Source organism: Cellulomonas xiejunii (genome assembly GCF_024508315.1).
In the GTDB taxonomy this organism is placed as follows: domain Bacteria; phylum Actinomycetota; class Actinomycetes; order Actinomycetales; family Cellulomonadaceae; genus Cellulomonas; species Cellulomonas xiejunii.
This window is the reverse complement of record NZ_CP101987.1, coordinates 3,261,602-3,286,058: the sequence shown is the minus strand read 5'-3', so window position 1 is coordinate 3,286,058 and position 24,457 is coordinate 3,261,602. Positions and strand designations below refer to the sequence as shown.

The window sequence follows — 24,457 nt, the reverse complement described above, 5'->3', positions numbered from 1 at the left end:
GGCCGGGGAGACCGGCACGTGGACCGGCACGTGGGACGGCGCCCGGGGTGCGCGCGCAGCGCCGTAGGATCGGCAGCGATCCCCACCGCCGCGAACCAGGGAGCACCCCCGTGGGACGAGTCGTCGTCGACGTCATGCCGAAGCCCGAGATCCTCGACCCGCAGGGCAAGGCCGTCGCGAACGCGCTGCCGCGCCTCGGCTTCGGCCAGTTCACCGCTGTCCGCCAGGGCAAGCGGTTCGAGCTCGAGGTCGACGGGCCGGTGACGCCCGAGGTCCTCGAGGCCGCCGCCGCGGCCGCCGAGCAGGTGCTGTCGAACCCCGTGATCGAGGACGTCGTGCGCGTCGCCGACATCGAGGCCGACGCCGCCGCCACCGTCACGTCGCAGGGTCTGGCCTGATGGGTCGCGTCGGGGTCGTCACGTTCCCCGGCACGCTGGACGACCGGGACGCGGCGCGTGCCGTGCGCCTGGCGGGGGGCGAGCCGGTCGCGCTGTGGCACGCGGACGCCGACCTCAAGGGTGTCGACGCGGTCGTGCTGCCCGGCGGGTTCTCCTACGGCGACTACCTGCGCGCCGGGGCGATCAGCCGGTTCGCGCCCGTCATGGGCGAGATCGTCGACGCCGCCGGCAAGGGCCTGCCCGTACTCGGCATCTGCAACGGCTTCCAGGTCCTCACCGAGGCGCACCTGCTGCCCGGCTCGATGATCAAGAACGACCACCTGCACTTCGTGTGCCGCGAGCAGGTGCTGTCCGTGGAGAACGCGGCCACCGCCTGGACGCGCGCGTTCACGGCCGGTGAGCGGATCACGATCCCGCTGAAGAACCAGGACGGCCAGTACGTCGCCGACGAGCGGACCCTCGACGAGCTCGAGGGCGAGGGGCGCGTCGTCTTCCGCTACCAGGGCGTCAATCCCAACGGGTCCCGGCGGGACATCGCGGGCATCGCCAACGCCGCAGGCAACGTCGTGGGGCTCATGCCGCACCCCGAGCACGCGGTCGAGGCCGGCTTCGGGCCGGACGGTGCCAAGGGGCCCCGGTCCGGCACCGACGGCCTGCGGTTCTTCACCTCGGTCCTGCAGGCGCTCGTCGGCTGACGCGCGTGACGGCGCCGACGTCGCAGGACGTGCACGTCGCCGCACGTCCGCGCTCCCCGTCTCCCTGTGGTTCGCGCGCGACGTCTGAGGTCGGGCGGGCGAGGGGACGAGGATGACGATCCGCATCGGCACGTCGGGGTGGTCGTACGACCACTGGGACGGGGTCCTGTACCGCCCGGGCCTGCCGGCCCGTGAGCGGCTCGCGCGGTACGTCGAAGCGTTCGACACCGTCGAGCTCAACGCGAGCTTCTACCGCTGGCCGCGCGAGGCGGCGTTCGCGTCGTGGCGCGAGCGGCTGCCCGAGGGCTTCACGATGTCGGTCAAGGCGCCGCGCGGCCTGACGCACGCGCGGCGGCTGTACGGGCCGGAGGTGTGGTCCGAGCGGATCGCGCGGTCCTGGCACGAGCTGCGGGGACGCCGGGAGGCGCTGCTCGTGCAGCTGCGGCCCGACGCCGAGCGGGACGACGCCCGGCTCGACTGGTTCCTGGGCACGCTGCCGGACTGGGTGCAGGTCGCGGTCGAGCTGCGGCACCCGTCGTGGCAGACCGATGCCGTCTTCGACCTGCTCGCGCGGCGCGGCGCGGCGTACTGCGTGGTGTCCGGAGCGGGCATCCCGTGCGTCCTGCGGGCGACGTCGCGCCTCGTGTACGTGCGCCTGCACGGCCCGGACCACCAGCACCTGTACGCCGGGTCGTACTCCGACGACGACCTGCGCTGGTGGGCCGACCGCATCGGCGAGTGGTCGGCCGGCGGGCACGACGTCGTCGCGTACTTCAACAACGACGGCGGCGGCCACGCGGTCCGCAACGCGTGGACGCTGCGGTCTCTGCTGGGCGCGTGAGGCTCACAGACCGGCGACGACGTTGACGAGCAGCGCGACGAGGAAGGTCCCGAACAGGTAGGCCAGCAGCGCGTTCAGCAGCAGGAGCCGTCGGGTGCCGGAGTCGGTGACGTTCGGGTCGGACGTCGCGAAGCTCATCGCGACCGTGAGGGCGACGTACGCGAAGTCCGAGTACTGCGGTGGTGCGGACTGGTTGAAGTCGATGCCGCCGAGCGGCTCGGTGTACCAGGACCACGCGTACCGCACGGCGAAGAGGGTGTTCAGCGCGAGCCACGAGGCGACGACGGCGGCGAACGCCGCGATGAGCGCCACGTCCCGGTGGGGGCCCGACTGCTGCCCCAGCACGACGACGATGCTCACGAGGCTCGTCGCGCACGCCGTGAGGACCAGACCGTCCGCGACGGGGCGCGTCGGTTCCTCGCGGGTCGCGTGGTCCCGAGTCTGGGCGGCGTCGAGGCCCCACAGGAAGACCCAGCTCGACACGGCGAACCCGGTTGCGGCGACAGCCCAGCCCGCGAGCACCGCCGTCAGGACCGTCACGTACGGCACGCCCCGCAGCACGAGGACGCCCGCGACGACGCCCCCCGCCACCGAGAGCGTCAGGCGGGTCGCCGGGGAGACGTCCCCGAACGCGATGTCCCGGTCCACGCTACCCATGAAACCGCCCGCGCCGTGCTCGTGCGACCGCCCGCCGGTCCACGCTGCGGGAGAGGGCTGGTCGGTGCCCGCTCCGGCGGCTAGGGTGTGGCGCATGTTCTCGGTCCGGGTGTGTTGTCGCTGATCTAGCGACCTCGCGCGCCTGCGGCTCGGCCCCGGCTGCGCACCCCGTCCGACTCGAGGACATCCCCCGTGGCACAGCCCCTTCTCGCGCTCGCCCGCCCAGCCGGCACCCGCCGTCCGTCGTCCCGTCCTGACGTCTCGCGCGTCGAGGTCGCCACGGACGCGCCGCGCCCTGGTGTCGTCGAGTTCCTGCTCGACGCCGACGCGCTCGACGCCACGAGCGTCGCGCTCGCCGCGGCCCGCGCCGACGTGGTCCGCATCGTCCACTCGGCCGCACTGCCGACCGTGGCGGCCGTCGGTGCCCTCGTCAGCGTCCTCGACGACGAGGTGCGGGCCGTCGGGCGTCACCGCCACGAGGTCAGGTTCGTCCTCGAGGTCGAGACGGTCGTCGCCGCCGACGAGGCCGACGCCGCCAGGCGGCGCACCGCGGTCGCGTACGCCGAGGCCTTCGCAGGGCTGACGTGGGCGCCGTCGTCGACGTGGCTCGTCGCACCGCTCGACCGGATCACCGCCGACGCGGCCGCGCTGGCCGCTCGTACCGGCGTCGACACGGTCGCCCTCGCGCTGGTCGGTGCGTCCCGACGCCACGCGGCCGTGCTCGGCGCCTGACGGCACCGCCGAACCCGTCGCCGCCCCGCGTGCGGGACGTCGGACCCGTGCCTAGCGTGGCCGGGGACGGGCGCCCCCGGGCGCCGCCGACGGACGGAGGACGAGATGACGACCACGCCGCACGCGCAGGACGGACCTTCGCAGCCCGGGTCGACGCAGCCCGGGTCGACGCAGCCCGGTTCCGCGCAGACCACGGCGACGGACGCGCGTCCGGCGCCCGACGAGCCCACGCACGCCGAGGCCCTGGCGAAGGTCCGCGAGCTGCTGGATGAGCACCACCTGGCGATGCTCACGACCCTGGACGCGTCCGGCGCGCTGGTCAGCCGGCCGATGGGCGTGCAGGACGTCGAGTTCGACGGCGACCTGTGGTTCTTCACGACGCTCGACTCGCACAAGGTCGCCGAGATCCGGGCCGGCTCGCCCGCCAATGCCGCGTTCGCGGGGGCGTCGTCGTGGGTGTCGGTGTCCGGGACGGCCGAGGTCGTGCAGGACCAGGCCAAGATCGAGGAGCTGTGGAACCCCGTCGCGGCGGCGTGGTACCCCGACGGCCCGACGACCCCGCAGCTGTGCCTCGTCCGGCTGCGCGCGCAGAGCGTCGAGTACTGGGACAGCCCCGGCGGGCGGCTCGCGACCGTCGTCAGCCTCGTGAAGGCCAAGGTCACCGGCCGCGCGTACGACGGCGGCGAGAACGCGACCGTCGAGCTCTGAGCGCATCACCTGGCACGACGACGCCCCGCACCGGACAGCCGGTGCGGGGCGTCGGACGTGATCGGGACGGTCAGATCAGACGCTTCGGCGGGGATGCCTTGGCGGTCTCGGCGGGGTCCGCCACGACGACGTCGCCGAGGACCTCGTCGATGCGCGTGAGCACCTCGGCGGGCAGCTCGACGCCCGCGGCCTTCGAGTTGTCGAGGACCTGCTCGGGGCGGGACGCGCCGATGATGGCGGCCGACACGTTGTCGTTGGCGAGCACCCACGCGATCGCGAGCTGGGCCATCGTCAGGCCGAGCTCGTCGGCGACCGGCCGCAGGCCCTGGACGCGCTCGAGCACGTCGTCGCGCAGGAACGACTGGATCATCTTCGCGCCGCCCTTGTCGTCGGTCGCACGCGACCCCGCGGGCAGCGGGGCGCCCGGCTGGTACTTGCCGGTCAGGACGCCCTGCGCGATGGGGGACCAGACGATCTGCGAGATGCCGAGCTCACGCGACGTGGGCACGACCTCGGGCTCGATGACCCGCCACAGCATCGAGTACTGCGGCTGGTTGGAGATCAGCTGGACGCCGAGCTCCTTGGCGAGTGCGTGCCCGGCGCGGATCTGGTCCGCGGTCCACTCGCTGACGCCGATGTAGAGGGCCTTGCCCTGGCGGACGACGTCCGCGAACGCCTGCATCGTCTCCTCGAGCGGCGTCTCGTGGTCGTACCGGTGCGCCTGGTACAGGTCGACGTAGTCGGTGCGCAGGCGCCGGAGCGAGCCGTCGATGGACTCGCGGATGTGCTTGCGGGACAGGCCGGTGTCGTTGGGGCCCTTCGGCCCGGTGGGCCAGAAGACCTTGGTGAGGATCTCGAGCGACTCGCGCCGCTCGCCGGCGAGCGCGTCGCCCAGGACCGACTCGGCCACCGTGTTCGCGTACACGTCCGCGGTGTCGAACGTCGTGATGCCGACGTCGAGCGCCGCGCGGACGCACGCGCTGGCGGTGTCGTTCTCGACCTGGGACCCGTGGGTCAGCCAGTTGCCGTAGGTGAGCTCGGAGATCTTGAGGCCGGAGTTGCCGAGGAAGCGGAAGTCCATCTCCCCAGCCTCTCACCCGTTCGGGTGGGGGCACCTGGGCGCCGCCCGCGCCCGTGTGGATCCTCCCGGTTCGTCCCTCTGGTGGACGGGGGTGCCGGTCGCACAGGTCTCTGCGCTACCGTCCCCGCCATGCGATCCCGACGACGTCTCGCAGTGGTCCCGTTCCTGCTCCTCGCGCTCGGTGCGTGCTCCCAGGGCACGACGCCGGAGCCACAGGACGACGCCCCGGACATGGGCGCGCCGACGATCGAGGGCCGAGGTGACACCGAGCTGCCGACGCCGGAGGACCAGCAGGCTGTGCTCGAGGACTCGGGCGATGCGACCTCGGTCGTCACGGCCCTGCTCGCCGCAGGGGCCTCGGAGTCCGGGCAGGTCACCGGTGCGCAGGCCGGGTCGCACGTGCTGCGCGTCGTGTGCACGTCGTCCGACGGTGGGCCCGTGACCGTCACCGTGACCGCGGGCGACAGCGAGCTGACGTCGTACTCGGCGCCGTGCGTGCCGGTGTTCCAGGGCGGCACGACCATGGCCGACAGCGACGCGTTCGAGGTGCCCGCCGGTGACCTCGGCATCAGCGTCACGGCCGCAGCGGAGTCCACGGTCGCGGTCGGGCTGGTCCCGGCCGGCTGACGGCGGCCGACCAGGCCCGACGCGTCAGGCGCCCAGCGTCGCCAGGGCGCGCTCGAGGTCGTCGCGCAGGTCGGCGACGTCCTCGAGGCCGACCGACAGTCGCACGGTCGCCTCACCGATGCCGACGGCGGCACGCCCGGCGGCGCCGAGCCGACGGTGCGTCGTCGTCGCGGGGTGCGTGACGATCGACTTGGCGTCGCCCAGGTTGTTCGAGATGTCGACGACCCGCAGGGTGTCGAGCACGCCGAACGTCGCCTTCTTCGCGACCTCGGGCGTCGCCCCGTCCGGGACGGCGAGGTCGAACGTCACGACCGTGCCGCCACCGGTCTGCTGCGCACGCGCCAGGGCGTGCTGCGGGTGCGACTCCAGGAACGGGTAGCGCACGCGTGCCACGCCGGGATGCTCCTCCAGCCACCGCGCGAGCGTCAGCGCCGACGCCGCCTGGTGCCGGACCCGCAGGCTCAGGGTCTCCAGGCCCTTGAGCAGCACCCAGGCGTTGAACGGCGACAGCGACGGCCCGGTGTTGCGCAGCAGGGTCTGCACCGGGCCCCGCACGTAGTCCGACGACCCGAGGATCGCCCCGCCGAGGACCCGGCCCTGACCGTCGATGTGCTTGGTCGCCGAGTACACGACGACGTCGGCACCGTGGTCGAGCGGGCGGGAGAACACGGGAGTGGCGAACACGTTGTCGACGATGACCTTGGCGCCGGCGGCGTGCGCGAGACGGCTGACGTGCGCGATGTCGACGAGGTCCTGCATCGGGTTGGACGGCGTCTCGAAGAAGACGACGTCCGCGGGCGTGGCGAGCGCCTGCTCCCACTGCTCCGGGACGTGCCCGTCGACGTAGTCGGTGCGCACGCCCCACTTCGCGAGGATCTCGTCGAAGATCACGACCGACGAGCCGAACAGCGCCCGGGCCGCGACGACGCGCGAGCCGGAGCGCACCAGCGCGGCGAGCGACGTGAAGACGGCCGACATGCCCGTCGCGGTCGCGTAGCAGGCCTCCGCGCCCTCGAGCAGGCGCAGCCGCTCCTCGAACGTCGAGACCGTCGGGTTGCCGTACCGCGAGTACAGGAAGCGGTCGACCTCCCCGGCGAAGCCGGCCTCGGCCTGGGCGGCGGTGGGGTAGCTGTACCCCTGCGTGAGGAACACCGCCTCGGACATCTCGCCGAACCCGCTGCGCACGAGCCCGCCGCGCACCGCGAGCGTGTCGGGCCGCAGGGTGGAGCGGTCGACGCGGTGGTCGTCCCAGTCGCCGGGGCCGGGGGGCGGCGTGCTCACGGCTGGACCCACGGCAGGCCGTCGGCCCGCCAGCCGGTGTGGCCGCGGTGGCCGTCCGGCCCGGTCGCGCCCTCGAAGCCGTCCAGGACGTTGTACGCCGGCCCGTAGCCCGCGGCCGTCGCGGCCTGGGCCGCGCCGATGGACCGCTGGCCGGACCGGCACAGGAAGACGACGGGTCGCCCGTCGCCCGGCGTGACGCCCGCGGCCGCGACCTGCTCGACGAACCGCGGGTTCGGCTGCCCCGACGGGTACGACACCCACTCCACGAGCGCCGCCTGGCGCCCCAGCGCGCGCAGGTCCGGGACGCCCACGTACCGCCACTCGGCGTCGGTGCGCACGTCGACGAGCACGGCGTCGTCGCGCTCGGCGAGCAGGTCCCAGGCCTCGGTCGGCGTGATGTCCCCGGCGTAACCGGGGGCGGGGCGCGGCTGCACGCTCATGGTCCTCCCATCGTCTCTGGCGGTAGCACCCTCGGCCACGGTCTCCCGTGCGGGTTGCTGCGGCGTCGTCGAGCCAGATCTCTCGGCCGCTCTGGATGGTCGGGCGAGATGCTACGCCACGTCCCTCGGCGCCCGGCAGGTCGTCTCAGATCGGGTGCGCGACCGTGCGCGTGGTCCCGGGGGCGTGCCAGGGTGGTGGGCGATGGACGCCCCCGACGACCTCCTGCTGCGCCCCGTGACACCGGACGACGTGCCTGCCCTGACGCGTCTCCTGCACGACGCGTACGCCGAGCTCGCGGCGCAGGGGCTGAACTTCACGGGCGCGTCGCAGGACGAGGTGACGACCGCGAGCCGGAGCCTGAGGGTCGGCGCGTCGTGGGTGCTGGCCGAGCCGGGAGGGCGCCTCGTGGGGACGGTCGCGGCGTCGAGCCCTCCGGGCCGGGGGATCAAGGCCCTGACGGACCTCGCGCTGGAGCCGGACCGCGTCTGGCTCAACCAGCTCGCCGTGCACCCGGACGTGCGACGTCGCGGGCTCGCGACCCTGCTGTGGCGGACCGTGCGGGAGTGGTCGCTCGAGCACGGCATGCGCTCGGTGGGTCTCGACACCGCAGTGCCCGCGGTCGCGCTGCGCGACCTGTACCGGAGGTGGGGCTTCGTCGAGGCGGACACCGTGCAGTGGCCGGGCAAGACGTACCGCAGCGTCGTCATGGTGCACGACCTGACCCGGTCGGGTGCCCGCGGCAGCACCGGCGCCGTCGTCGGCGGCCGGCGTGTTCCCGGACGTGAGGTCTCGGATGCTGGACGGGACCCGCATCCGCGTTGACACGCGCGCCCGGTCGCGTCGATCCTCGACGCAGGTCATGAGCGCCAGCGTCAAGCCCCGGCTCGCTGGCCGGCAACCCTCCTCCGCGGTGGGGTGCCCCGGGTGACGACCTGGCCGTGCGCCGTTCGGTGCCGGCAAGCGCGGGACCCCTCGGGTCCCCGGACCGTTCCCGGAGGGGTACCCATGACCACCATCACCGAGCTGCTCTCGTGTGCCGACGAGGTCTCGGGCACCGCGACCTCGGCCCCGGCGGCGCGTCCCTCGGGTGAGCCGCTGCTGCCCGTCGTCGGCGCGTCGACGACCGTGCCCCTGGTCGACGGCACGAGCCGCGCGTACGCCAACCTCGACTGCGCGGCGAGCGCCCCGGCGCTCGAGGCCGTCACGGCACGCATCACCGAGGTGCTCCCGCTCTACGCGTCGGTGCACCGCGGCGCCGGGTACCTGTCCCAGGTCTCGACCGCGCTGTACGAGACGTCGCGGGAGTCGATCGCGCGCTTCGTGGGTGCGCGTCCGGACGACGTCGCGATCATCACGCGCAACACCACCGACTCGCTCAACCTGCTCGCGGGCGTCGTGCCCCCCGGCGGGGCGGTGCTCGTCCTCGACGTCGAGCACCACGCCAACCTGCTGCCGTGGGTGCAGCGCAGCGGCGGCGGCCACGCGGGGACGGGTCGCGTCGCGACGGTGCTGCCGCTGCAGCCGACGGTCGCGGCGACCCTCGACGCGCTGCGGACCGAGCTCGCGCGCCTGCCCTACGCGCTCCTGACCCTCACGGGGGCGTCGAACGTCACGGGGGAGTCGCTGCCGCTCGACCGCGTGGTCGAGATCGCGCACGCCGCGGGTGCGCGCGTCGCGGTCGACGGCGCCCAGCTCGTGCCGCACCGCGGGTTCTCGCTCGCGGACACGGAGGTCGACTACGTCGCGTTCTCCGGCCACAAGACGTACGCACCCTTCGGCGCGGGTGCGCTGGTGGGACGCCGGGACTGGCTCGACACGGGCACGCCGTACCTCGCAGGGGGAGGTGCGGTGCGCGACGTGCGGACCGACCGGACGGTCTGGCAGCCGGCACCGGCACGCCACGAGGCGGGTTCGCCGAACGTCCTGGGGGCCATCGCGCTCGCCCAGGCGTGCGACACGCTCGCCGCGCTGCCGGCCGGTGCGCTCGAGGCGCACGAGCAGGCGCTGCGCACGCGCCTGGTCACCGGTCTGGAGTCGCTCGACGGCGTGCGCGTCGCGCGGATCTGGCCGGACTCGGCCGACCCGGTCGGGGTCGTGACGTTCACCGTGGGCGACCTCAACCCGGGGCTCGTCGCGGCGTACCTGTCGGCCGAGCACGGCATCGGCGTGCGCGACGGCCGGTTCTGCGCGCACCCGCTGCTGGCTCACCTGGGCGCGTCGAACGGTGCCGTGCGCGCGTCGGTCGGCGTCGGGACGACGACCGAGCACGTCGACCGGCTCGTCGACGCGCTCGGCGCGCTCGTGCGGCGCGGGGCGCAGGCCGAGTACGAGGTCGTCGACGGGTGCTGGTCCGTCGTCGACGACACGCGCCCGCTCATCGAGGTCGCGGGCCTGGACCACCTGGCAGCCACCGCGGCGGCCGCCTGCGGCCCTGCCCTCGACGACTGAACCCACTGCTCTACTGCCGCCCTCCCGCCGTCCTGCCCCCCACTCCCACCGGCGAACTCGTCGTTCGGCGGCTTCTCACGGCTCATACGCCGCCGAACCGCAGGTTCGGCAGCGGCGCGTCTCAGCAGGTGGGCGGGCGGACGAATGCGGGATGCTCTCGACCGAGCATGGGCGCGTGCTGCACGAACTCACGCTCGAGGGTCACGGTGTCCGGCTCGCCCCGCTCGCGGTCGAGCACGCCGAGGCGCTGGCGCGATTCGTGGACGACCGCGTGTGGGCGGGCATGACGTCGCCGACACCCCGGGGTGCGGACGGCCTGCGCGACGTCGTCGAGGCCGCGCTGACGACACCCGCGAGGTACGCGTTCGCGGTGCTCGTCGACGGGGAGGTGGTCGGCTCGACGTCGTTCTACGACGTGGACCTGCGGATGGGCCGCCTCGAGGTCGGGCACACGTTCTACGCCCCGCGCGTCTGGGGCACCCACGTGAACCCCGCGTGCAAGCGGTTGCTGATGTCGCAGGCCTTCGAGACGTGGGGCGTCGCGCGCGTCGCCTACCGCGTGGAGGCGCGCAACGCGCGGTCGATCGCGGCTGTCACGAAGCTCGGCGCGCGTCCCGAGGGGCGGCTGCGCGGTCACCGGGTCGCGGCGGACGGCACACGTCAGGACTCGCTGTACTTCTCCGTCCTCGCCGACGAGTGGCCGGACGTCCGGTCGCGGCTCGACGCCCGCCTCGCGGGGCGGGACGTCGCCGACGAGCGCACGTCGGTGCTGCTGATCGGGGGTCGGTCGGGGGTCGGCAAGTCGACCGTGGCGTCGGCCGTCCACGACCTGCTCGTCGCGCGGGACGTGCCGCACGCCGTCGTCGAGGGAGACGTGCTCGACCTCGCGCACCCCGCGCCCTGGGAGCACGGCGTCGCCGCGGCCAACCTCGCGGACGTGTGGCGCCGGTACCGGGCGCTGGGGCACAGGCGGCTGGTCTACACCAACACGGTGTCGGTCCTGGAGGCAGACGCTCTCGCGGCCGCCGTGGGGGACCGCCCGCGCGTGACGTCCGTGCTGCTCACCGCGTCGGACGACACCGCCCGGGAGCGTCTGGGTCGCCGGGAGCACGGTGCGTCGTACGACGCGCACGTGGCCCGCTCCGACGCGGCGGCAGGCCGGCTCGAGGCCGCGGCGGCCGACGCCGTGCACCGGGTGGCGACCGACGACCGCAGTCCGGCGGAGATCGCCGCGGAGGTCGTCGCGCTCGCGGGGTGGTGACGCAGGTCAGTCGTCGACCACCAGGCCGACGTGGTGCGCCAGCAGGGGCGCCAGGTCCAGCAGCTGGTCGCGCGTGACCTTCGCGCCGCCCAGCCCGCCGACGCCCTCCAGCACGTGCAGCCGCGCACCGCGCAGGTCGCACTCGGCGAGGCGGGCCTCGGTCGTGTCGAGGCGGCGCACGTCGCAGTCGACGACCACGAGCCGCTTGACCCGCGCGTGGCTCAGGTCGAGGTCGCCGAGCGTGACGTCCACCAGCCGCAGCTCCTGGACCGTGGACTCGCGCAGGTCGAGGTAGTCGATCTTGCCGCCGGTCACGGTCACACGCGTCCACGTCGAGGCGAACGCGGTGAACGCGCCGACGCGCAGGTCGGTGAGGGTCACGTCGCGCCACGTCGAGGCCGGAGCCCGCAGCGCGCCGGCCCGCACCGCCGTCCACGACGTGTCGAGGACGCGCGCACCGTCGAGCACGACCCCGTCGACGTCGCAGTCGTCCATCTCGCACTCGAGGAACCGCGCGCGCGACGCGTCCCGCCCCGTGAGGTCGAGGCCGTGGAACCGCACGGCGTCGAGGTCGGCGTCGGGTTCGAGGTCGTACGCGTCGCCGGTCAGCATCCCCCGAGCCTGTCACGCCCCACCGACCCACCCGCCCCCCCTCGCGGTGAGAGCGCGATCCAGTCACCCGCGAGGGGTGCTGGATTGCTCTCTCACCGCGAGAGGGTGATCCAGTTGCGGGTGGGGGTGTGCTGGATTGCTCTCTCACCGCGAGAGGGTGATCCAGTTGCGGGTGGGGGTGTGCTGGATTGCACTCTCGCGCTCAGGGTGCGGGCGGGTCAGGGGTGGGGGGAGGGGGCAGCCTGCGGACCTTGCCCGAGAGGTGGAGGCGGCCCGTGCGGGGGTGCCAGACCGTGAACTCGTGCCCGTCGTCGAGCGGGGCGACGCGGACGTCCGGCGTCGCGGGCAGCAGGACGGGCGCCGCGAACTCCACCGACCACGTGAACGCGTCGCCGCGCGCCGCGCCCACGTCGGCCAGCGCGCGCGACGCGGTGTACATGCCGTGCGCGATCGCTCGCTTGAACCCCAGCGCGCGCGCGGTCACCGGGGACAGGTGGATCGGGTTGCGGTCGCCCGACACCGCGGCGTAGCGCCGACCCACGTCGGCGGGCAGCTCCCAGCGCCCCGTGCGCACGGGCGGCGTGAACGCGGGACGCTCGGAGTCGTCGCGGGGGGCGTCGGGCAGGCGCACGCCCTTGGCGAGGTACGTCGAGACGCCGCGCCACGCGACGTCGCCGCCGGACGCGACCTCGGTGACCAGGTCGACCTGCGTGCCCGACCGGTGCGGGCGCAGGTCCTGCGCCCACGCGCGCACGGCCAGCCGCTCGCCCAGCACCAGGCCGCGGCGCTGCTCCACGCGGTTGGCGAGGTGCACCATGCCGAGCAGCGGCAGCGGGAAGTCGGGGCGCACCATGAGCGCCATCGCCACGGGGAACGCCAGGACGTGCACGTACCCGGCGGGCAACGCGTCCGTCGCGGGCTCGTGCAGCAGGTGCTGGTAGGCCGTGAGGTGGTCCGCGTCGGCGCGGACGTCGTCGACGACGTACGTCACGTCGGGGAGCGTCCGCTTGCCTGAGCGTGCCCCGCCCGTGACGCCGAGTCGAGCGGAGGCGACCAGGCCGCGCCCGTACAGCCCGCCGAGCGCGGGGACGCGCGGCAGCGCGACCTGCGTGGCCGGGGCGGGCGACGTCACCGTCCCACCATGTTCTGCCCGCACACGCGCAGCGTGCGCCCGACGACCCCGCCGGCCGCGGGCGACGCGAGGAACGCGATGGCCTCGGCCACGTCGACGGGCTGCCCGCCCTGCTGCAGCGAGTTCAGCCGGCGCGCGACCTGCCGCGTCACCGCGGGGATGCGTGCCGTCATCTCCGTCTCGATGAAGCCCGGCGCCACCGCGTTGGCGGTGCCCCCGAACGGCACGAGCAGCGGTGCGGTCGCCCGCACCATGCCGATGACGCCGCCCTTGGACGCCGCGTAGTTGGTCTGGCCGCGGTTGCCCGCGATGCCGGACGTCGACGCGAGCGACACGATCCGCGGCGCGTCGACGAAGTCACCGGACGTCAGCAGCGCCTCGTTGATGCGCAGCTGCGCGGCGATGTTCACGGCCAGCACGGACGCCCACTTGTCGTCGCTCATGTTGGCGAGCAGCTTGTCGCGCGTGATGCCCGCGTTGTGGACGACGATGTCGAGGCGGCCGTGGCGGGCCTTGGCGTGCTCGAGGATCCGGTCGCCCGCGTCGGGTGCGGTGACGTCGAGCTGCAGTGCCGTGCCGCGCACCCGGTTGGCGACCTGCGCGAGCTGCTCGCCTGCCGCGGGCACGTCGACGGCGACGACCGTGGCACCGTCGCGCGCGAGGACGTCGGCGATGGACGCACCGATGCCGCGTGCGGCACCCGTGACGACGGCGACCTTGCCGGCCAGCGGCTTCTCCCAGTCGGTCGGCAGCTCACCGGCGTCGGAGTCGACCTCGAGCAGCTGCCCGTCGACGAACGCGGAGCGCGCCGACAGGAAGAACCGCAACGCCGCGACGACGCTCGGCGCGGTGACCGGCACGTCCTGCGCGACGACCACGCCGTTGCCGGTCGCGCCGTTGCGCAGCTCCTTGGCCAGGGACCGCAGGAACCCGTCGACGCCCTGACGGGCCGCGGCGACGGCGGGTGCGTCCGAGTCGAGCGCCGGGCGGGACACCGTCACGACGCGCGCGCCGCGGCGCAGACCCTTGAGGGTCGACGCGGCCGCGAGCACGGGTGCCGTCAGGTCGTCGGGGTGCTCGACGCCGGTCAGGACGAGGACGACCGCGGCGTACCGCACCTCGGGGGACGGGTGCCGGTGCACCTCGAGGTCCCAGCCGTCGAGGACGGCCGGTGCGTCACCCGTCGGCGTGGCGCCGCCCGCGGGGGACGACAGCAGCGACGCGAGCGCGTCGGCGTCGGGTCCCGAGCCCAGCACGAGCGCGGGCCCGTCGAGCAGCGGCTGCCCCGGGCGGTAGCGGCGCAGCACGGCGGGCCGGGGCAGGCCGAGCTGCTTGGCGAGCTTCTGGGTGAGCCCGCTGTTGACGAGCTCGAGGTAACGGTCGGACATCGCGACTCCTGCATCGTCGGTGCGGGTCTGAACGGCTGGGCCGGGAGGGGCGGTGACTGGATTGCTCTCTCACGCCCTGGGGTGGGGGGTGAGAGAGCGATCCAGGGTCCCGTCAGGCGGCTTCGAGGAGGGCTGTCAGGCCCAGGCCGCCGGCGGCGCAGACGGAGACGAGGGCGCGGACGGGGGAGTCGTCCCCGGCGGCGACCTGGGCCGCGCGCCGGGTGTGGAGCTCCTTGGCGATCGTCGCGATGATCCGTCCGCCTGTCGCGGCGAACGGGTGCCCGGCGGCCAGCGACGACCCGTGGACGTTGAGCCGCGCGGGGTCGACCGTGCCGAACGCGCCCGGCAGGCCCAGGCGCTCGCGGCCGAACTCCGGCGACTCCCACGCGGCGAGCGTCGTCAGCACGGTCGAGGCGAACGCCTCGTGGATCTCGACGTAGTCCAGGTCCGCCAGCGCCAGGCCGTGGCGCGCCAGCAGGCGCGGGACGGCGAAGACCGGCGCCATGAGCAGCCCGTCGACCCCGTGAACGAAGTCGACGGCGCCGGCCTCGGCGTCGAGGACCGCGGCGAGCGGCGTCAGGTCGTGCTCGGCGGCCCACTGGGCGGAGCCGAGCAGAACGGTCGACGCGCCGTCGGTCAGCGGTGTGGAGTTGCCGGCCGTCATCGTGGCGGGCACGTCCAGGCCCAGGCCGAACGTCGGCTTGAGCTTCGCGAGCTTCTCCAGCGAGGTGTCCGCGCGCAGGTTCGCGTCGCGCGTCAGGCCACGGTACGGCGTGACGAGGTCGTCGAAGAAGCCGGCGTCGTACGCGGCCGCGAGGCGATGGTGGCTGCGCAGCGCGACCTCGTCCTGCGCCTCGCGCGTGATGCCCCACTGCGCGGTCGTCAGCGCCTGGTGCTCACCCATCGACAGGTGGGTGCGCGGCTCGGACGTGCGCGGCGTGGCCGGGGCCAGGTCCTTGGGGCGCAGGCGCGCGACCGCCTTGAGCCGCTGCTGCGGGGTCTTGGCGTGCGACAGGTCGAGCAGCACGCGACGCAGCCGGTCGCTGACCGCGATGGGGGCGTCGGACGTCGTGTCGACACCGCCGGCGATCGCGGACTCGAGCTGCCCGAGGCGGATCTTGTTGGATAGCGACACGACGGTCTCCAGGCCCGTGGCGCAGGCCTGCTGCACGTCGTACGCGGGCGTGGTGGCGGCGAGCGCCGAACCGAGCACGGCCTCGCGCGTGAGGTTGAAGTCGCGGCTGTGCTTGAGCACGGCGCCGGCGGCGACCTCGCCGATGGACTCGCCCTGCAGGCCGTACCGGGCGACGAGCCCGTCGAGGGCCGCGGTCAGCATGTCCTGGTTGCTCGCCTGGGCGTACTTGCCCCCGGCGCGGGCGAACGGGATCCGGTTGCCGCCGAGGACGTACGCGCGGCGGGGCGCCGGGTCCTGGGCTGCGGGCGGGGTGGACGGGGAGGTGCTCGGCTTGCGGGTGGCCATGTGGCGCTCCCTCTCGCATCGGCGTCGATGACGGGCGGACCCCGGGCCCTCGGTGTCGAGGGACGATGGTCCCGGAATGATGTCCGGAACTGACAGTACCTGATACCTTCGGTTTCGTGAGCCCCGTCACTCCGGGAGCGTCGACGACGACCTCCTCGAACCGAGCACGCGACGACGCGCCCGACCCGCGTGTCGTCCCGTCCCTCGCGCCGCCGGCACCCGGGCCTGCCCCGGCGGACGACGACCTGCCCGCCGACGGCCGGTCGACCCGCTGGGCCGACCACCGCGAGGCGCGGCGCGCGGAGCTCGTCCGGGTCGCCCGCCGGACGGTCCACCACCGCGGCCCCGACGTCTCGATGGAGGAGATCGCCGCCGCCGCGGGCACCTCCAAGTCGATCGTCTACCGGTACTTCGCCGACAAGACCGGCCTGCAGATCGCGGTGGCCGAGCTCGTCGTCCGGCAGATCCGGGACGCCCTCGAGGACGTGCTGCGTCACGTGTCGACGCCCCGCGAGGCGTCCCGCGCGATGGTCGCCGTGTACCTGGAGATGATCGAGGCGTCGCCGCACGTCTACGCCTTCGTCACCCGCGACGGGTCGGTGGAGTCCGGAGGGCCGCTCGGGCACTTCCTCGACGCCGTCACCGCGCTCGTCGCCGCACCCTTCGCTCGCGCCCTCACCGAGGAGCGCCCGGCCGACGGTTCCCCCGCCGCACCGGGGACGACCGCGAGCGCCGCTGCGCTCGCGGGCACCTGGGCGGCCGGTGCCGTCGGGTTCGTCCGCGGCGCAGGCGAGTGGTGGCTGGCCCACCGCGACGAGCCCGGCACCCCCGACCGCGCCGCGCTGACCGCACAGGTCGCCGCGTGGCTGTGGGCCGGACCCGTCGGCCTCCTCGCGCGCGAGCACCGCACCCCGAGCACCACCACCCCCACGAGCTCCACCCCGACCACCACCACCACCGCCTCCGCCCACCCGGCGGACCGGCAAGCCGACGGCGGCGACGAGGCCGCCCGCACCTCCTGGGAGCAGCGATGACGACGACGACAGACCGCCCCGCCACCGGCGCCACGGTTCCGGCCACGTCCCCCCGGGTGGACGTCGCCGCCCTCGAGGACCTGCTGCTGGGCACGTACGCGCAGCTGCGCCGCGAGTCGCGCGCCGTCGTCGGGGACCCGGCGTTCCAGAAGATCGAGGGCCTGTCGATGGCCGAGCACCGCGAGCGCGTGCTCGACCAGTTGCGGCGCCTCGAGGCGGAGCACGACGTGCTGCGGTCCTTCCCGACGCACCTCGGCGGCGCCGACGACCACGGCGGCTCGCTCGCGCGGTTCGAGGAGCTGGTGGCCGGGGACCCGTCGCTGCAGATCAAGGCGGGCGTGCAGTGGGGGCTGTTCGCCTCCGCGATCCTGCACCTGGGCACGGCGCACCACCACGACACGTTCCTCTCCGACGCCATGCACCTGCAGGTGCCGGGCGCTTTCGCGATGACCGAGGCGGGCCACGGCTCGGACGTCGCGTCGATCGGCACGACGGCCGAGTACGACGTCGCGACGCAGGAGTTCGTCATCCACACGCCGTTCCGGGCGGCCTGGAAGGACTACCTGGGCAACGCGGCCGTGCACGGCACCGCGGCGGTGGTCTTCGCGCAGCTGGTCACGGCCGATCCGGGCGGCCCGCGCGTCAACCACGGCGTGCACGCGTTCTACGTCCCGATCCGCGACCCGCAGACGATGGAGTTCCTGCCCGGCATCGGTGGTGAGGACGACGGGGTCAAGGGTGGTCTCAACGGCATCGACAACGGTCGGCTGCACTTCACGCACGTGCGCGTCCCGCGCACCAACCTGCTCAACCGGTACGGCGACGTCGCGCCGGACGGCACCTACTCCTCGCCCATCAAGAGCCCGGGCCGCCGGTTCTTCACGATGCTCGGCACGCTCGTGCAGGGCCGTGTCTCGCTCGACGGCGCTGCGGCCAACGCCAGCAAGATCGCCCTCGCCATCGCGGTGACCTACGCGAACCAGCGCCGCCAGTTCGCCGGGGGTACCGGTGACGAGGTCGTCCTGCTCGACTACGGGCAGCACCAGCGCCGCCTGCTGCCCCTGCTCGCCGACGCGTACGCGACGTCGTTCGCGCACGAGGAGCTGCTCGCCGCGTTCGACGAGGTCTTCTCGGGCAGGGGTGACACCCCGGAGAACCGGGAGGACCTCGAGACCCTCGCGGCGGCGCTCAAGCCCACGTCGTCGTGGAACGCGCTGCGGACGCTGCAGGAGTGCCGCGAGGCGTGCGGCGGCGCCGGGTACATGGCGGAGAACCGGCTGACGGGCCTGCACGCCGACCTCGACGTGTACGCGACGTTCGAGGGCGACAACACGGTGCTCTACCAGCTGGTCGCCAAGCGGCTGCTGGGCGACTACGCCAAGTCCCTCGCCGCGATGCAGACGGACCGCGGCGACCTCGCGCGGTTCGTCGTCGACCGTGTCACGGACGCGGCGCTGCACCGCACCCCGCTCGTGCGGGCCGTCCAGACGCTGGGTGACCGGGGTGACACGCGACGGTCCGTCGGGCAGCTGCGCGACACGCAGACGCAGCGTGACCTGCTGACCGACCGGGTCGAGACGATGGTCGCCCACGTCGCGCAGGCGCTGGCCCCGGCCCGCAAGATGAGCCCCGACAAGGCTGCGGAGCTGTTCAACGCCCACCAGCACGAGCTCATCGAGGCAGCGCGCGCGCACGCCGAGCGCGTGCAGTGGGAGGCGTTCACGGGCGCGCTCGAGCGCGTCGAGGACCCGGGGACCCAGCAGGTCCTGACGTGGGTGCGCGACCTGTTCGGTCTGACCCTCGTCGAGCGGAACCTCGCCTGGTACCTGGTCAACGGCCGGCTGTCCGCCGGGCGCGCACGGGCCGTGACGTCGTACATCGAGCGGCTGCTCGTGCGGCTGCGCCCGCACGCGCAGGACCTCGTCGACGCGTTCGGCTACGGGCCTGAGCACCTGCGCGCGCCCATCGCCTCCGGCCAGGAGCAGCAGCGCCAGGACGAGGCGCGGGCGTACTACCGCGCGCAGCGGGCGAGTGGTGACGCGCCGATCCCGGAGAAGAACGTGGCGCGCTGACGGCGCGCCGACGGGCGACCCCCACCGGTGAGAACTGCCTCATGGGAACAGGTGGCCATCGCCGCCCGGTCTGACCCCGTACGTGCGGTCGCGTGCGCCTGACCAGCAGCGTCATCGTCGCGCACGCCCAACGAGGCCCGATCCGCTGGTTCCGGCGGGTCGGGCCTCGTTGTCTCGGGATGCGGGATCCCTGTGGCGTGCGATCACTCGCCTCCCCTTGGGTGGGGACCGGCTCGACCGCTGCAGGGGCGGTCGCGAGGCGAGGCGACGACGCGCGTGGTGTCGGAAGTGGTGGTGCTCCTGCAGTGGCGAAGTTCGCATGTGTGTGCGGCCAGGTGCTCACGACGAGTGGGTACATGCCGCACCCGTATCAGTGGAGTCTCATCTCGGACGTCGACTTCGACGGGCTCTCAGGCATGGTCGATGCAGATCGTCTCTACATCCAGTCGACACTCATGTTCCGGTGTCCCGCGAGCGGGCACCTGTGGATCTTCTGGTCCGGCCTCGATGGACTGCCGACGCTGTATGACCCTGCAGAGCCGCCGTAGAGCGGCCTGGTGCGTCGGTGCGCGGGCCGGTCGTCCGGGTGCTCGACGCTGCGGGAGGCATGGTGGCCCGCGACAGGGCTGCGCTACTCGCAGCGAGGGCATACCCGTCTGCGCGAGGGTATGCCAGCCGCAGTTCGGGCCAGAGCTGTTTCCGGCGGGTACGCCCGGTCAGGCGGGAGGAGCATGGGGAAGGTGAGCGCATCGGTCGCGGGGCGGCAGCTGAAGTTGGTGCCCTGGGACAAATTGGAGTCCGGAGACGGCCCGGATGCGGCAACAGTGGCCAGGGACCTGGAGTTGCTGCTCTTCGCGGCTGCGGACGTTGACGACGGTGCCTATGAACGCCTCGAGAACATGATCGAATCGCAGGGGTACTTGTTCGAGTGCGCGCCAGCGGCGGTGTCCGTCATTGTCGCGGCCGCTACCGAGGGCTCGATCCAGCATGCGGCTCTCGCACCGTCTCTCGACGTTCTCGGCCGTATCGTCGGACCTTGCGCGTCGCCACCTAGCCCCGAGCCGAAGCAGAATCAGCTGCGAGAGGCGTGCCGCGCCGAGGCGATGAAGGGGTATTGGGCGTTGATCCGGATCGCGATGGAGCGTGACCGGTACAGGGCCTGGGCGGTTGCCGAGAGCGTCCTGGCTGTCCTTGATGAAGAGCACTCTAGAGCGATCTTGAACGAAGAGTGACGCGATGGTGACGATCGGCGCAGCCACCACTCAGAGGTGAGAGCAAAGTTGTCGTCCTACGTGGCGTTCCGACCTCTTCTTCGCGAGTCCAGATCGCGTCGATCCTCACGCCGGCTGGGCGCGCAGCTGGCGGTGCTTCCCCTGCGCCCGCGGAGGGGTGGCACGGGGAGCCATCTGACTGAGGCCGTTCCGGTGTGCCGAGACGACGGACGATGTGCGCTCAGAGGTAGAGACATGGCCCGACGGTGTCGCGCCCTGTCTCTACGGTGCGGTTGACGTCCGGTTCTCCGCGATCGAGATAGTCGTGCGACGACACGCAGTCGGGTCGGCACCACCTGCGGGCGCGCAACTACGACACCGGGACGGGCCGGTTCGACTCGGTGGACCCGGTGGTGGGGTCCGGGCAGGTGACCGCGGTCTCGTCGTACGCCTACGCGTCGAACCGTCCCACGGCGATGACGGACCCCACGGGCAGGGAGCCCCGCCCGCATCACCTCACCGGGGCGACGCAGCCGACGGCGACCGACCCGTACGTGACGCAGCGGGCGGCGGCGAAGAAGGCGGTGGCGGAGGCTGAGGCGTTCGTCGCGCAGATCGGTGACGAGATCGTCGGGCTGGTGCTGGCTCGTCGACCCCGACGGCACGCCGGTCACGATCGGAGCGGTCGAGCGCGACTCGGTCGTCGCGACGGTCCACAACCTGACCGTCGACACCGACCACACGTACACCGTCGTCACCGGCGCCGGAACCGACGTCGTCACCCACAACGACAACCTCCTTGACGCGGTCGACGGCGCGCAGGCGGCGAACGCATGCCCAGTGGGTTCGGCGGGCGGGTCCGGCCGCGGCCCGCGTCCCGGGTCAGCCTTCGATGTCCCCGAATCTCCAGGGGTCTATACGATCCATCTCAACGACGGCTCAAAGTATGTCGGAAAGGCCGACCGCAGCATGCGCGATGGGGCTCATGCCTCGGCGGGACCGAGTCACGCGCTTGCGGCAGCAGGGAAGAGCCCTGCGGACATTGTGAACATCACATGGATCGACCTTCCTGGTGGTCGTCCGAGCAAGTTCTACCGCACGGTCGAGCAGGCGGTCATGGATGGACTCTCAGGTAGTGGAGTTCGATTGCTGAACCGTCGAAATCCCGAGATCCGGCTCCACTATGGCGGGTTCTTCTAGTGGCTTCTGATAGAGGTGTGCGTGATGGGAACATGGGGCGTAAGGCCATTCGCGAACGACTCGGCGGACGAGTTGCTCGATTCGTTGCGAGAAGCAGCCCCTGACGTGCGAGTGGTTGCTTTGGAAGGCCTGCTGAGCAGTGCGATCAGCGAGGGTCAGGATGCGGATCCTTCAGAGGTGATCGCGGCGGGAACGATCGTGGCCGCCAGTCTTCCGGGCTCCCCGTCTGGGCGGGAGTCCGGGAGTTTCGTCGACGGGTGGTTGACGGCTGAGACCGCCGTCATGCTCAGCCGGTTGGCTGTGCAAGCGATCGATACCTGCCTACCCGATGGCGGGTGGTACTGGGACTCGTGGACCAGCGAGAGTGATCGTGTGCAGGCGCGGGAGAGCGTCGCTGCACTCCGAGCCTCGCTGGCGGCCGGCTGACGTCGTGCTGCGGTATTGACCGGCTCGTCACGGCTGGCGCAGGGCGACGCAGCCGACGCCGATCGACCGGTACGCGCCGCAGCCGACGGCGACGGACCCGTACGTGACGCAGCGGGCGGCGGCGAAGAAGGCGGTGGCCGAGGCGGAGGCGTTCGTCGCGCAGATCGGTGACGAGATCGTCGGGCTGGTGCTGGACCTCATCGGGTTCACCGATGCGAAGAAGTGCATCAGTGAGGGTGATGTCGGGGCGTGCATCTCCACGGCGTTGAACGCGGTGCCGTGGGGAAAGATGTTCAAGGCGGCGAAGGTCGCGATCAAGGCGATCGGTGTGGGCAAGCGGCTGGTGGAGGGGTACTCCAAGCTCAAGGCCGCGAGCAAGGCGTTGGCGGACATCCCGAAGTGGAATCCGGAGGTCGTGCCGGACGCGGCGGCGTTGAAGCAGGCGAACGCGGCTGCGGAGCAGGCGAAGGCGGCGGCGAACCAGTCGCGCACGGTGGCGTCTCGCACGTCGCGGGAGGTCGACGACGCCAAGCGTGCGAATGACCAGGCGCGCAAGGCGGCGGAGAACAAGAAGGCCGACACCTGCAACTCGTTCGTGCCGGGCACTGGTGTGGTGATGGGGGACGGGTCGGTCAAGGCGGTCGACGACGTGGCCGTGGGTGACACGGTCGTGGCGGTCGCTGCGGACGGGACCCGCACGCACCGGCAGGTGGTCGCCACGATCACCGGCCACGGCGCGAAGGACCTGGTCGGGCTGACGCTGGTCGGGTCCGGGGGTGGTGGGCCGCCGGCGGCCGAGACGATCACGGCGACCGACGGTCACCTGTTCCTCACCGCCGACGGTGCGTGGGTGCCGGCGAAGGACCTGCAGGTCGGTGACCGGCTCGTCGACCCCGACGGCACGCCGGTCACGATCGGAGCGGTCGAGCGCGACTCGGTCGTCGCGACGGTCCACAACCTGACCGTCGACACCGACCACACGTACACCGTCGTCACCGGCGCCGGAACCGACGTCGTCACCCACAACGACAACCTCCTTGACGCGGTCGACGGCGCGCAGAAGGCCAACGCGTGCCCGGTGTCCGGTTCTGGGCGAGTCGTGGGGAAGGCTGACGATCCACTCGTGCCGGGCCTCATCGACGACATCGAGGCGAGGTACCCGGGTCACGTGACCGGCCAAGGGGTCAACGTCCATCGGGCCGACGGGTCGGTCCTGACCGACTTCGATATCGTGACGCGCAATGCTGTGATCCAGGTGAAGTCCGGAAGTGGGAAGGGTGCGTTGAAGCAGATGCTTGCGACGCAGTCAGCGACCGGCCTGCCCGTCATCGCGTATCTCCCACAAGCACGGGGTTCGGTGATCAAGGCCCTCGAGAGTGCTGGGATGATGGTGACCCGTGACAAGTCGATGCTGCTCGATGTGATCCGGCCATGAGGAGCGAATTATGAAGCCGACGGCCGTGATCGTGTCCGACCCCGCAACGATCTCCGTCATTCATGGAAGGCTTCGGGAGATAGGCTCCTACGTGGAACGAGAATTTTTCGACACGCTCGTCACGGATGAGTGCACACTGGGTGTGGACGCGAGCGGTGCCGTTCTCATAGAATATGATGAAGCTGAGCTTGAATCACTCCGATCGCGATTTGGAGATATCGCGGCGATCTTGTTTGAGTACGAGTCCGTCGGGTGCTTCCAGCGGATCGTCGGCCGTGCTGTCGAGGGTCTCGAGGGGATAGTGGATGACAATTCAGGACGGTTGAGAGAATTCTCCGTCAATTCGTGGCGCACCACCTGACTCGTGAGGTCGAGGAGCCTCGTGACGCCAAGGTGAGGTGCGAATGGACAGCATGGCGATGACCGCCAGGCACGCGGGCGCCGGGTGCGACGTCGCGTTCGCGCTAGACCCTCGCTCGACGGGTTCGGGCGGAGCGGTTCTCGTCCTATGTGCGCGACTGGTTGGGTGGCACGTCGGCGGTGGTGTCGGCGGGCGGTGAGGCGCAGTGGGCGTACGACTACGACCCGTTCGGCGGGGCGCGCGGCACGGACCTGGAGGCCGGTGGGCAGCAGCTGGCCGAGGACGCTCGTATGAGTTCGCGGATGGGTTGAGCTAATTTCGAGGACGGGCTGATGGCAGCAACCATGCGGATCTGGGCCGGTGAGAAGACGTCTGGTGAGCGGGTTGACGAGGAAGTCCTCGTCGAAGTGATGGGTGAGGGACGTTGGCGCCTGGTCGCCTCACCCGGTCTCGCACAGGGCATCGCCGCCGACGACGTGATCGAGCTTGATGAGGCGGGGCGAGCACGGCCCGTCAGCCGCGGGGGGAATCTTGCCATCCATGTCCTTGCCCCTGCAGAGCAGGGAGACGATCTTCTCCCCGGGATGAGTGCATTGGGGGGTCGGCGCGATGGTCAGACGCCTTCGCTCACCGTCTACACGGTGCCGGTCGTCGCGGGGTTCCCTGCAATCGAAGCGATTCTGGCCGATTTCATTCGTTCGCACCCTTCCGCCGAGTGGTACTACGGCAATGTCTATGACGATGACGGCGTGACGCCACTGCTGTGGTGGGAGACTGACCAGATCGACTGAGGCGTCACGAACGTCGACGGGCATGATTCTTGATCAGACCTCTGATCGCATCGCTCTGCACTCTTTCGGGCTACCGCTAACGTCAGTCCGGAGTTCATCGACGTATTGACCCCGGTGAGGAGTCGGTCCCGTGGGCGTGCACGCA

Annotated in this window: 27 protein-coding genes, 1 pseudogene and 2 riboswitches; of the genes and pseudogenes, 20 read left to right on the top strand and 8 right to left on the bottom strand. The window is 72.3% G+C overall.

All coding sequences use genetic code 11. The features are described from left to right. The first annotated feature begins 110 nt into the window (after nt 1–110). The 3 genes from purS to NP048_RS15130 all read left to right on the top strand — a co-directional run bounded on the left by purS (nt 111) and on the right by NP048_RS15130 (nt 1,934). Nucleotides 111–398, top strand: a complete 288-nt coding sequence (purS, locus tag NP048_RS15140) for a phosphoribosylformylglycinamidine synthase subunit PurS (RefSeq protein WP_227576449.1) — start codon at nt 111–113, stop codon at nt 396–398. Beyond that, a complete protein-coding gene (purQ, locus tag NP048_RS15135) occupies nt 398–1,093 on the top strand; it encodes a phosphoribosylformylglycinamidine synthase subunit PurQ (RefSeq protein WP_227576448.1) in 696 nt (231 codons plus the stop codon). Before purS ends, purQ begins: the two co-directional genes overlap by 1 nt. A 112-nt stretch (nt 1,094–1,205) precedes the next feature. Next, a complete protein-coding gene (locus tag NP048_RS15130; RefSeq protein WP_227576447.1) occupies nt 1,206–1,934 on the top strand; it encodes a DUF72 domain-containing protein in 729 nt (242 codons plus the stop codon). A gap of 3 nt (nt 1,935–1,937) precedes the next feature. Here NP048_RS15130 and NP048_RS15125 read toward each other — a convergent pair whose 3' ends face one another. Next, complete coding sequence (locus tag NP048_RS15125; RefSeq protein WP_227576446.1) at nt 1,938–2,582, bottom strand: DUF1345 domain-containing protein; 645 nt, start codon at nt 2,580–2,582, stop codon at nt 1,938–1,940. A gap of 201 nt (nt 2,583–2,783) precedes the next feature. Here NP048_RS15125 and NP048_RS15120 point away from each other — a divergent pair, with 201 nt between their 5' ends. Then, nucleotides 2,784–3,323, top strand: coding sequence for a hypothetical protein (locus NP048_RS15120; protein WP_227576445.1), 540 nt, complete (start codon nt 2,784–2,786; stop codon nt 3,321–3,323). A 105-nt stretch (nt 3,324–3,428) separates the two neighbouring features. Then, nucleotides 3,429–4,031 (top strand): pyridoxamine 5'-phosphate oxidase family protein, encoded by a 603-nt coding sequence (locus NP048_RS15115; protein WP_227576444.1) that lies wholly within the window; start codon nt 3,429–3,431, stop codon nt 4,029–4,031. A 70-nt stretch (nt 4,032–4,101) separates the two neighbouring features. Here NP048_RS15115 and NP048_RS15110 read toward each other — a convergent pair whose 3' ends face one another. Then, nucleotides 4,102–5,112: an aldo/keto reductase family protein gene (locus NP048_RS15110; protein WP_227576443.1), complete on the bottom strand. Its 1,011-nt coding sequence runs from the start codon at nt 5,110–5,112 to the stop codon at nt 4,102–4,104. Between the two features lie 129 nt (nt 5,113–5,241). Between NP048_RS15110 and NP048_RS15105 the strand changes: the two genes are divergently transcribed. Further along, nucleotides 5,242–5,739: a hypothetical protein gene (locus NP048_RS15105; protein ID WP_227576442.1), complete on the top strand. Its 498-nt coding sequence runs from the start codon at nt 5,242–5,244 to the stop codon at nt 5,737–5,739. 24 nt (nt 5,740–5,763) lie between these two features. Here the strand turns inward: NP048_RS15105 and NP048_RS15100 are convergent, their stop codons facing one another. Then, the gene (locus tag NP048_RS15100) at nt 5,764–7,020 is read right to left on the bottom strand and encodes an O-succinylhomoserine sulfhydrylase (RefSeq protein ID WP_227576441.1); all 1,257 of its coding nucleotides are present in this window, start codon (nt 7,018–7,020) and stop codon (nt 5,764–5,766) included. Then, nucleotides 7,017–7,460: a rhodanese-like domain-containing protein gene (locus tag NP048_RS15095; RefSeq protein WP_227576440.1), complete on the bottom strand. Its 444-nt coding sequence runs from the start codon at nt 7,458–7,460 to the stop codon at nt 7,017–7,019. Before NP048_RS15095 ends, NP048_RS15100 begins: the two co-directional genes overlap by 4 nt. A gap of 4 nt (nt 7,461–7,464) precedes the next feature. Continuing rightward, nucleotides 7,465–7,562, bottom strand: a riboswitch (SAM riboswitch). Nucleotides 7,563–7,662: 100 nt separating this feature from the next. On the opposite strand from NP048_RS15095, the gene NP048_RS15090 reads away from it, so the two are divergent. The 3 genes from NP048_RS15090 to NP048_RS19360 all read left to right on the top strand — a co-directional run bounded on the left by NP048_RS15090 (nt 7,663) and on the right by NP048_RS19360 (nt 11,170). After that, nucleotides 7,663–8,283 carry a GNAT family N-acetyltransferase gene (locus NP048_RS15090; protein ID WP_227576439.1) on the top strand — a complete coding sequence of 207 codons (621 nt, stop codon included), beginning with the start codon at nt 7,663–7,665 and terminating at the stop codon, nt 8,281–8,283. A 33-nt stretch (nt 8,284–8,316) separates the two neighbouring features. Further along, nucleotides 8,317–8,430, top strand: a riboswitch (SAM riboswitch). 36 nt (nt 8,431–8,466) lie between these two features. Continuing rightward, nucleotides 8,467–9,909: an aminotransferase class V-fold PLP-dependent enzyme gene (locus tag NP048_RS15085; protein ID WP_227576438.1), complete on the top strand. Its 1,443-nt coding sequence runs from the start codon at nt 8,467–8,469 to the stop codon at nt 9,907–9,909. A gap of 175 nt (nt 9,910–10,084) precedes the next feature. Continuing rightward, nucleotides 10,085–11,170, top strand: coding sequence for a GNAT family N-acetyltransferase (locus NP048_RS19360; RefSeq protein ID WP_308054100.1), 1,086 nt, complete (start codon nt 10,085–10,087; stop codon nt 11,168–11,170). Nucleotides 11,171–11,176: 6 nt separating this feature from the next. Here the strand turns inward: NP048_RS19360 and NP048_RS15070 are convergent, their stop codons facing one another. From NP048_RS15070 to NP048_RS15055, 4 genes are all read right to left on the bottom strand, one after another. After that, nucleotides 11,177–11,782: a pentapeptide repeat-containing protein gene (locus NP048_RS15070; protein WP_227576437.1), complete on the bottom strand. Its 606-nt coding sequence runs from the start codon at nt 11,780–11,782 to the stop codon at nt 11,177–11,179. 202 nt (nt 11,783–11,984) lie between these two features. Beyond that, nucleotides 11,985–12,914, bottom strand: a complete 930-nt coding sequence (locus NP048_RS15065) for a MaoC/PaaZ C-terminal domain-containing protein (protein WP_227576436.1) — start codon at nt 12,912–12,914, stop codon at nt 11,985–11,987. Then, complete coding sequence (locus tag NP048_RS15060) at nt 12,911–14,302, bottom strand: 3-oxoacyl-ACP reductase (protein WP_227576435.1); 1,392 nt, start codon at nt 14,300–14,302, stop codon at nt 12,911–12,913. The genes NP048_RS15065 and NP048_RS15060 overlap by 4 nt, the downstream gene beginning before the upstream one ends. Before the next feature lie 112 nt (nt 14,303–14,414). Continuing rightward, nucleotides 14,415–15,782, bottom strand: a complete 1,368-nt coding sequence (locus NP048_RS15055; RefSeq protein ID WP_227576434.1) for an acetyl-CoA C-acetyltransferase — start codon at nt 15,780–15,782, stop codon at nt 14,415–14,417. Between the two features lie 116 nt (nt 15,783–15,898). On the opposite strand from NP048_RS15055, the gene NP048_RS15050 reads away from it, so the two are divergent. The 11 genes and pseudogenes from NP048_RS15050 to NP048_RS15010 all read left to right on the top strand — a co-directional run bounded on the left by NP048_RS15050 (nt 15,899) and on the right by NP048_RS15010 (nt 24,312). Then, complete coding sequence (locus NP048_RS15050; RefSeq protein ID WP_372456799.1) at nt 15,899–16,816, top strand: TetR/AcrR family transcriptional regulator; 918 nt, start codon at nt 15,899–15,901, stop codon at nt 16,814–16,816. After that, a complete protein-coding gene (locus NP048_RS15045) occupies nt 16,813–18,888 on the top strand; it encodes an acyl-CoA dehydrogenase family protein (protein WP_227576433.1) in 2,076 nt (691 codons plus the stop codon). The genes NP048_RS15050 and NP048_RS15045 overlap by 4 nt, the downstream gene beginning before the upstream one ends. A gap of 179 nt (nt 18,889–19,067) precedes the next feature. Continuing rightward, the gene (locus NP048_RS19435) at nt 19,068–19,436 is read left to right on the top strand and encodes a hypothetical protein (protein ID WP_489146103.1); all 369 of its coding nucleotides are present in this window, start codon (nt 19,068–19,070) and stop codon (nt 19,434–19,436) included. Nucleotides 19,437–19,628: 192 nt separating this feature from the next. Then, nucleotides 19,629–20,120 carry a hypothetical protein gene (locus NP048_RS15040; protein WP_227576432.1) on the top strand — a complete coding sequence of 164 codons (492 nt, stop codon included), beginning with the start codon at nt 19,629–19,631 and terminating at the stop codon, nt 20,118–20,120. Nucleotides 20,121–20,455: 335 nt separating this feature from the next. Beyond that, nucleotides 20,456–20,533: pseudogene (locus tag NP048_RS15035) on the top strand (hypothetical protein); the annotation flags it as partial. A 184-nt stretch (nt 20,534–20,717) separates the two neighbouring features. Beyond that, nucleotides 20,718–21,299: a hypothetical protein gene (locus tag NP048_RS15030; RefSeq protein WP_227576431.1), complete on the top strand. Its 582-nt coding sequence runs from the start codon at nt 20,718–20,720 to the stop codon at nt 21,297–21,299. Between the two features lie 24 nt (nt 21,300–21,323). After that, entirely contained in the window at nt 21,324–21,725 is a 402-nt protein-coding gene (locus NP048_RS19405; protein ID WP_227576430.1) for a DUF4259 domain-containing protein, read from the top strand. A gap of 103 nt (nt 21,726–21,828) precedes the next feature. Next, complete coding sequence (locus NP048_RS15025) at nt 21,829–23,160, top strand: Hint domain-containing protein (RefSeq protein ID WP_227576429.1); 1,332 nt, start codon at nt 21,829–21,831, stop codon at nt 23,158–23,160. 10 nt (nt 23,161–23,170) lie between these two features. Continuing rightward, on the top strand, nt 23,171–23,521 hold the full coding sequence (locus NP048_RS15020; protein ID WP_227576428.1) for a hypothetical protein: 351 nt from the start codon (nt 23,171–23,173) through the stop codon (nt 23,519–23,521). 149 nt (nt 23,522–23,670) lie between these two features. Continuing rightward, the gene (locus NP048_RS15015; protein ID WP_227576427.1) at nt 23,671–23,832 is read left to right on the top strand and encodes a hypothetical protein; all 162 of its coding nucleotides are present in this window, start codon (nt 23,671–23,673) and stop codon (nt 23,830–23,832) included. A 21-nt stretch (nt 23,833–23,853) separates the two neighbouring features. Continuing rightward, nucleotides 23,854–24,312, top strand: a complete 459-nt coding sequence (locus NP048_RS15010; RefSeq protein ID WP_227576426.1) for a DUF4265 domain-containing protein — start codon at nt 23,854–23,856, stop codon at nt 24,310–24,312. Nucleotides 24,313–24,457: the final 145 nt, after the last annotated feature.

Bases quoted from the DNA above. Each gene is read 5' to 3' on its own strand.
- NP048_RS19405 (WP_227576430.1), top strand. From the start codon at position 21,324: ATGGGAACATGGGGCGTAAGGCCATTCGCGAACGACTCGGCGGACGAG.
- NP048_RS15085 (WP_227576438.1), top strand. From the start codon at position 8,467: ATGACCACCATCACCGAGCTGCTCTCGTGTGCCGACGAGGTCTCGGGC.
- NP048_RS15105 (WP_227576442.1), top strand. From the start codon at position 5,242: ATGCGATCCCGACGACGTCTCGCAGTGGTCCCGTTCCTGCTCCTCGCG.
- NP048_RS15055 (WP_227576434.1), bottom strand. From the start codon at position 15,782: ATGGCCACCCGCAAGCCGAGCACCTCCCCGTCCACCCCGCCCGCAGCC.
- NP048_RS15110 (WP_227576443.1), bottom strand. From the start codon at position 5,112: ATGGACTTCCGCTTCCTCGGCAACTCCGGCCTCAAGATCTCCGAGCTC.
- purQ (WP_227576448.1), top strand. From the start codon at position 398: ATGGGTCGCGTCGGGGTCGTCACGTTCCCCGGCACGCTGGACGACCGG.
- NP048_RS15060 (WP_227576435.1), bottom strand. From the start codon at position 14,302: ATGTCCGACCGTTACCTCGAGCTCGTCAACAGCGGGCTCACCCAGAAG.
- NP048_RS15090 (WP_227576439.1), top strand. From the start codon at position 7,663: ATGGACGCCCCCGACGACCTCCTGCTGCGCCCCGTGACACCGGACGAC.
- NP048_RS15115 (WP_227576444.1), top strand. From the start codon at position 3,429: ATGACGACCACGCCGCACGCGCAGGACGGACCTTCGCAGCCCGGGTCG.
- NP048_RS19435 (WP_489146103.1), top strand. From the start codon at position 19,068: ATGCGGGATCCCTGTGGCGTGCGATCACTCGCCTCCCCTTGGGTGGGG.
- NP048_RS15130 (WP_227576447.1), top strand. From the start codon at position 1,206: ATGACGATCCGCATCGGCACGTCGGGGTGGTCGTACGACCACTGGGAC.
- NP048_RS15070 (WP_227576437.1), bottom strand. From the start codon at position 11,782: ATGCTGACCGGCGACGCGTACGACCTCGAACCCGACGCCGACCTCGAC.
- NP048_RS15020 (WP_227576428.1), top strand. From the start codon at position 23,171: ATGAAGCCGACGGCCGTGATCGTGTCCGACCCCGCAACGATCTCCGTC.
- NP048_RS15010 (WP_227576426.1), top strand. From the start codon at position 23,854: ATGGCAGCAACCATGCGGATCTGGGCCGGTGAGAAGACGTCTGGTGAG.
- NP048_RS15095 (WP_227576440.1), bottom strand. From the start codon at position 7,460: ATGAGCGTGCAGCCGCGCCCCGCCCCCGGTTACGCCGGGGACATCACG.
- NP048_RS15045 (WP_227576433.1), top strand. From the start codon at position 16,813: ATGACGACGACGACAGACCGCCCCGCCACCGGCGCCACGGTTCCGGCC.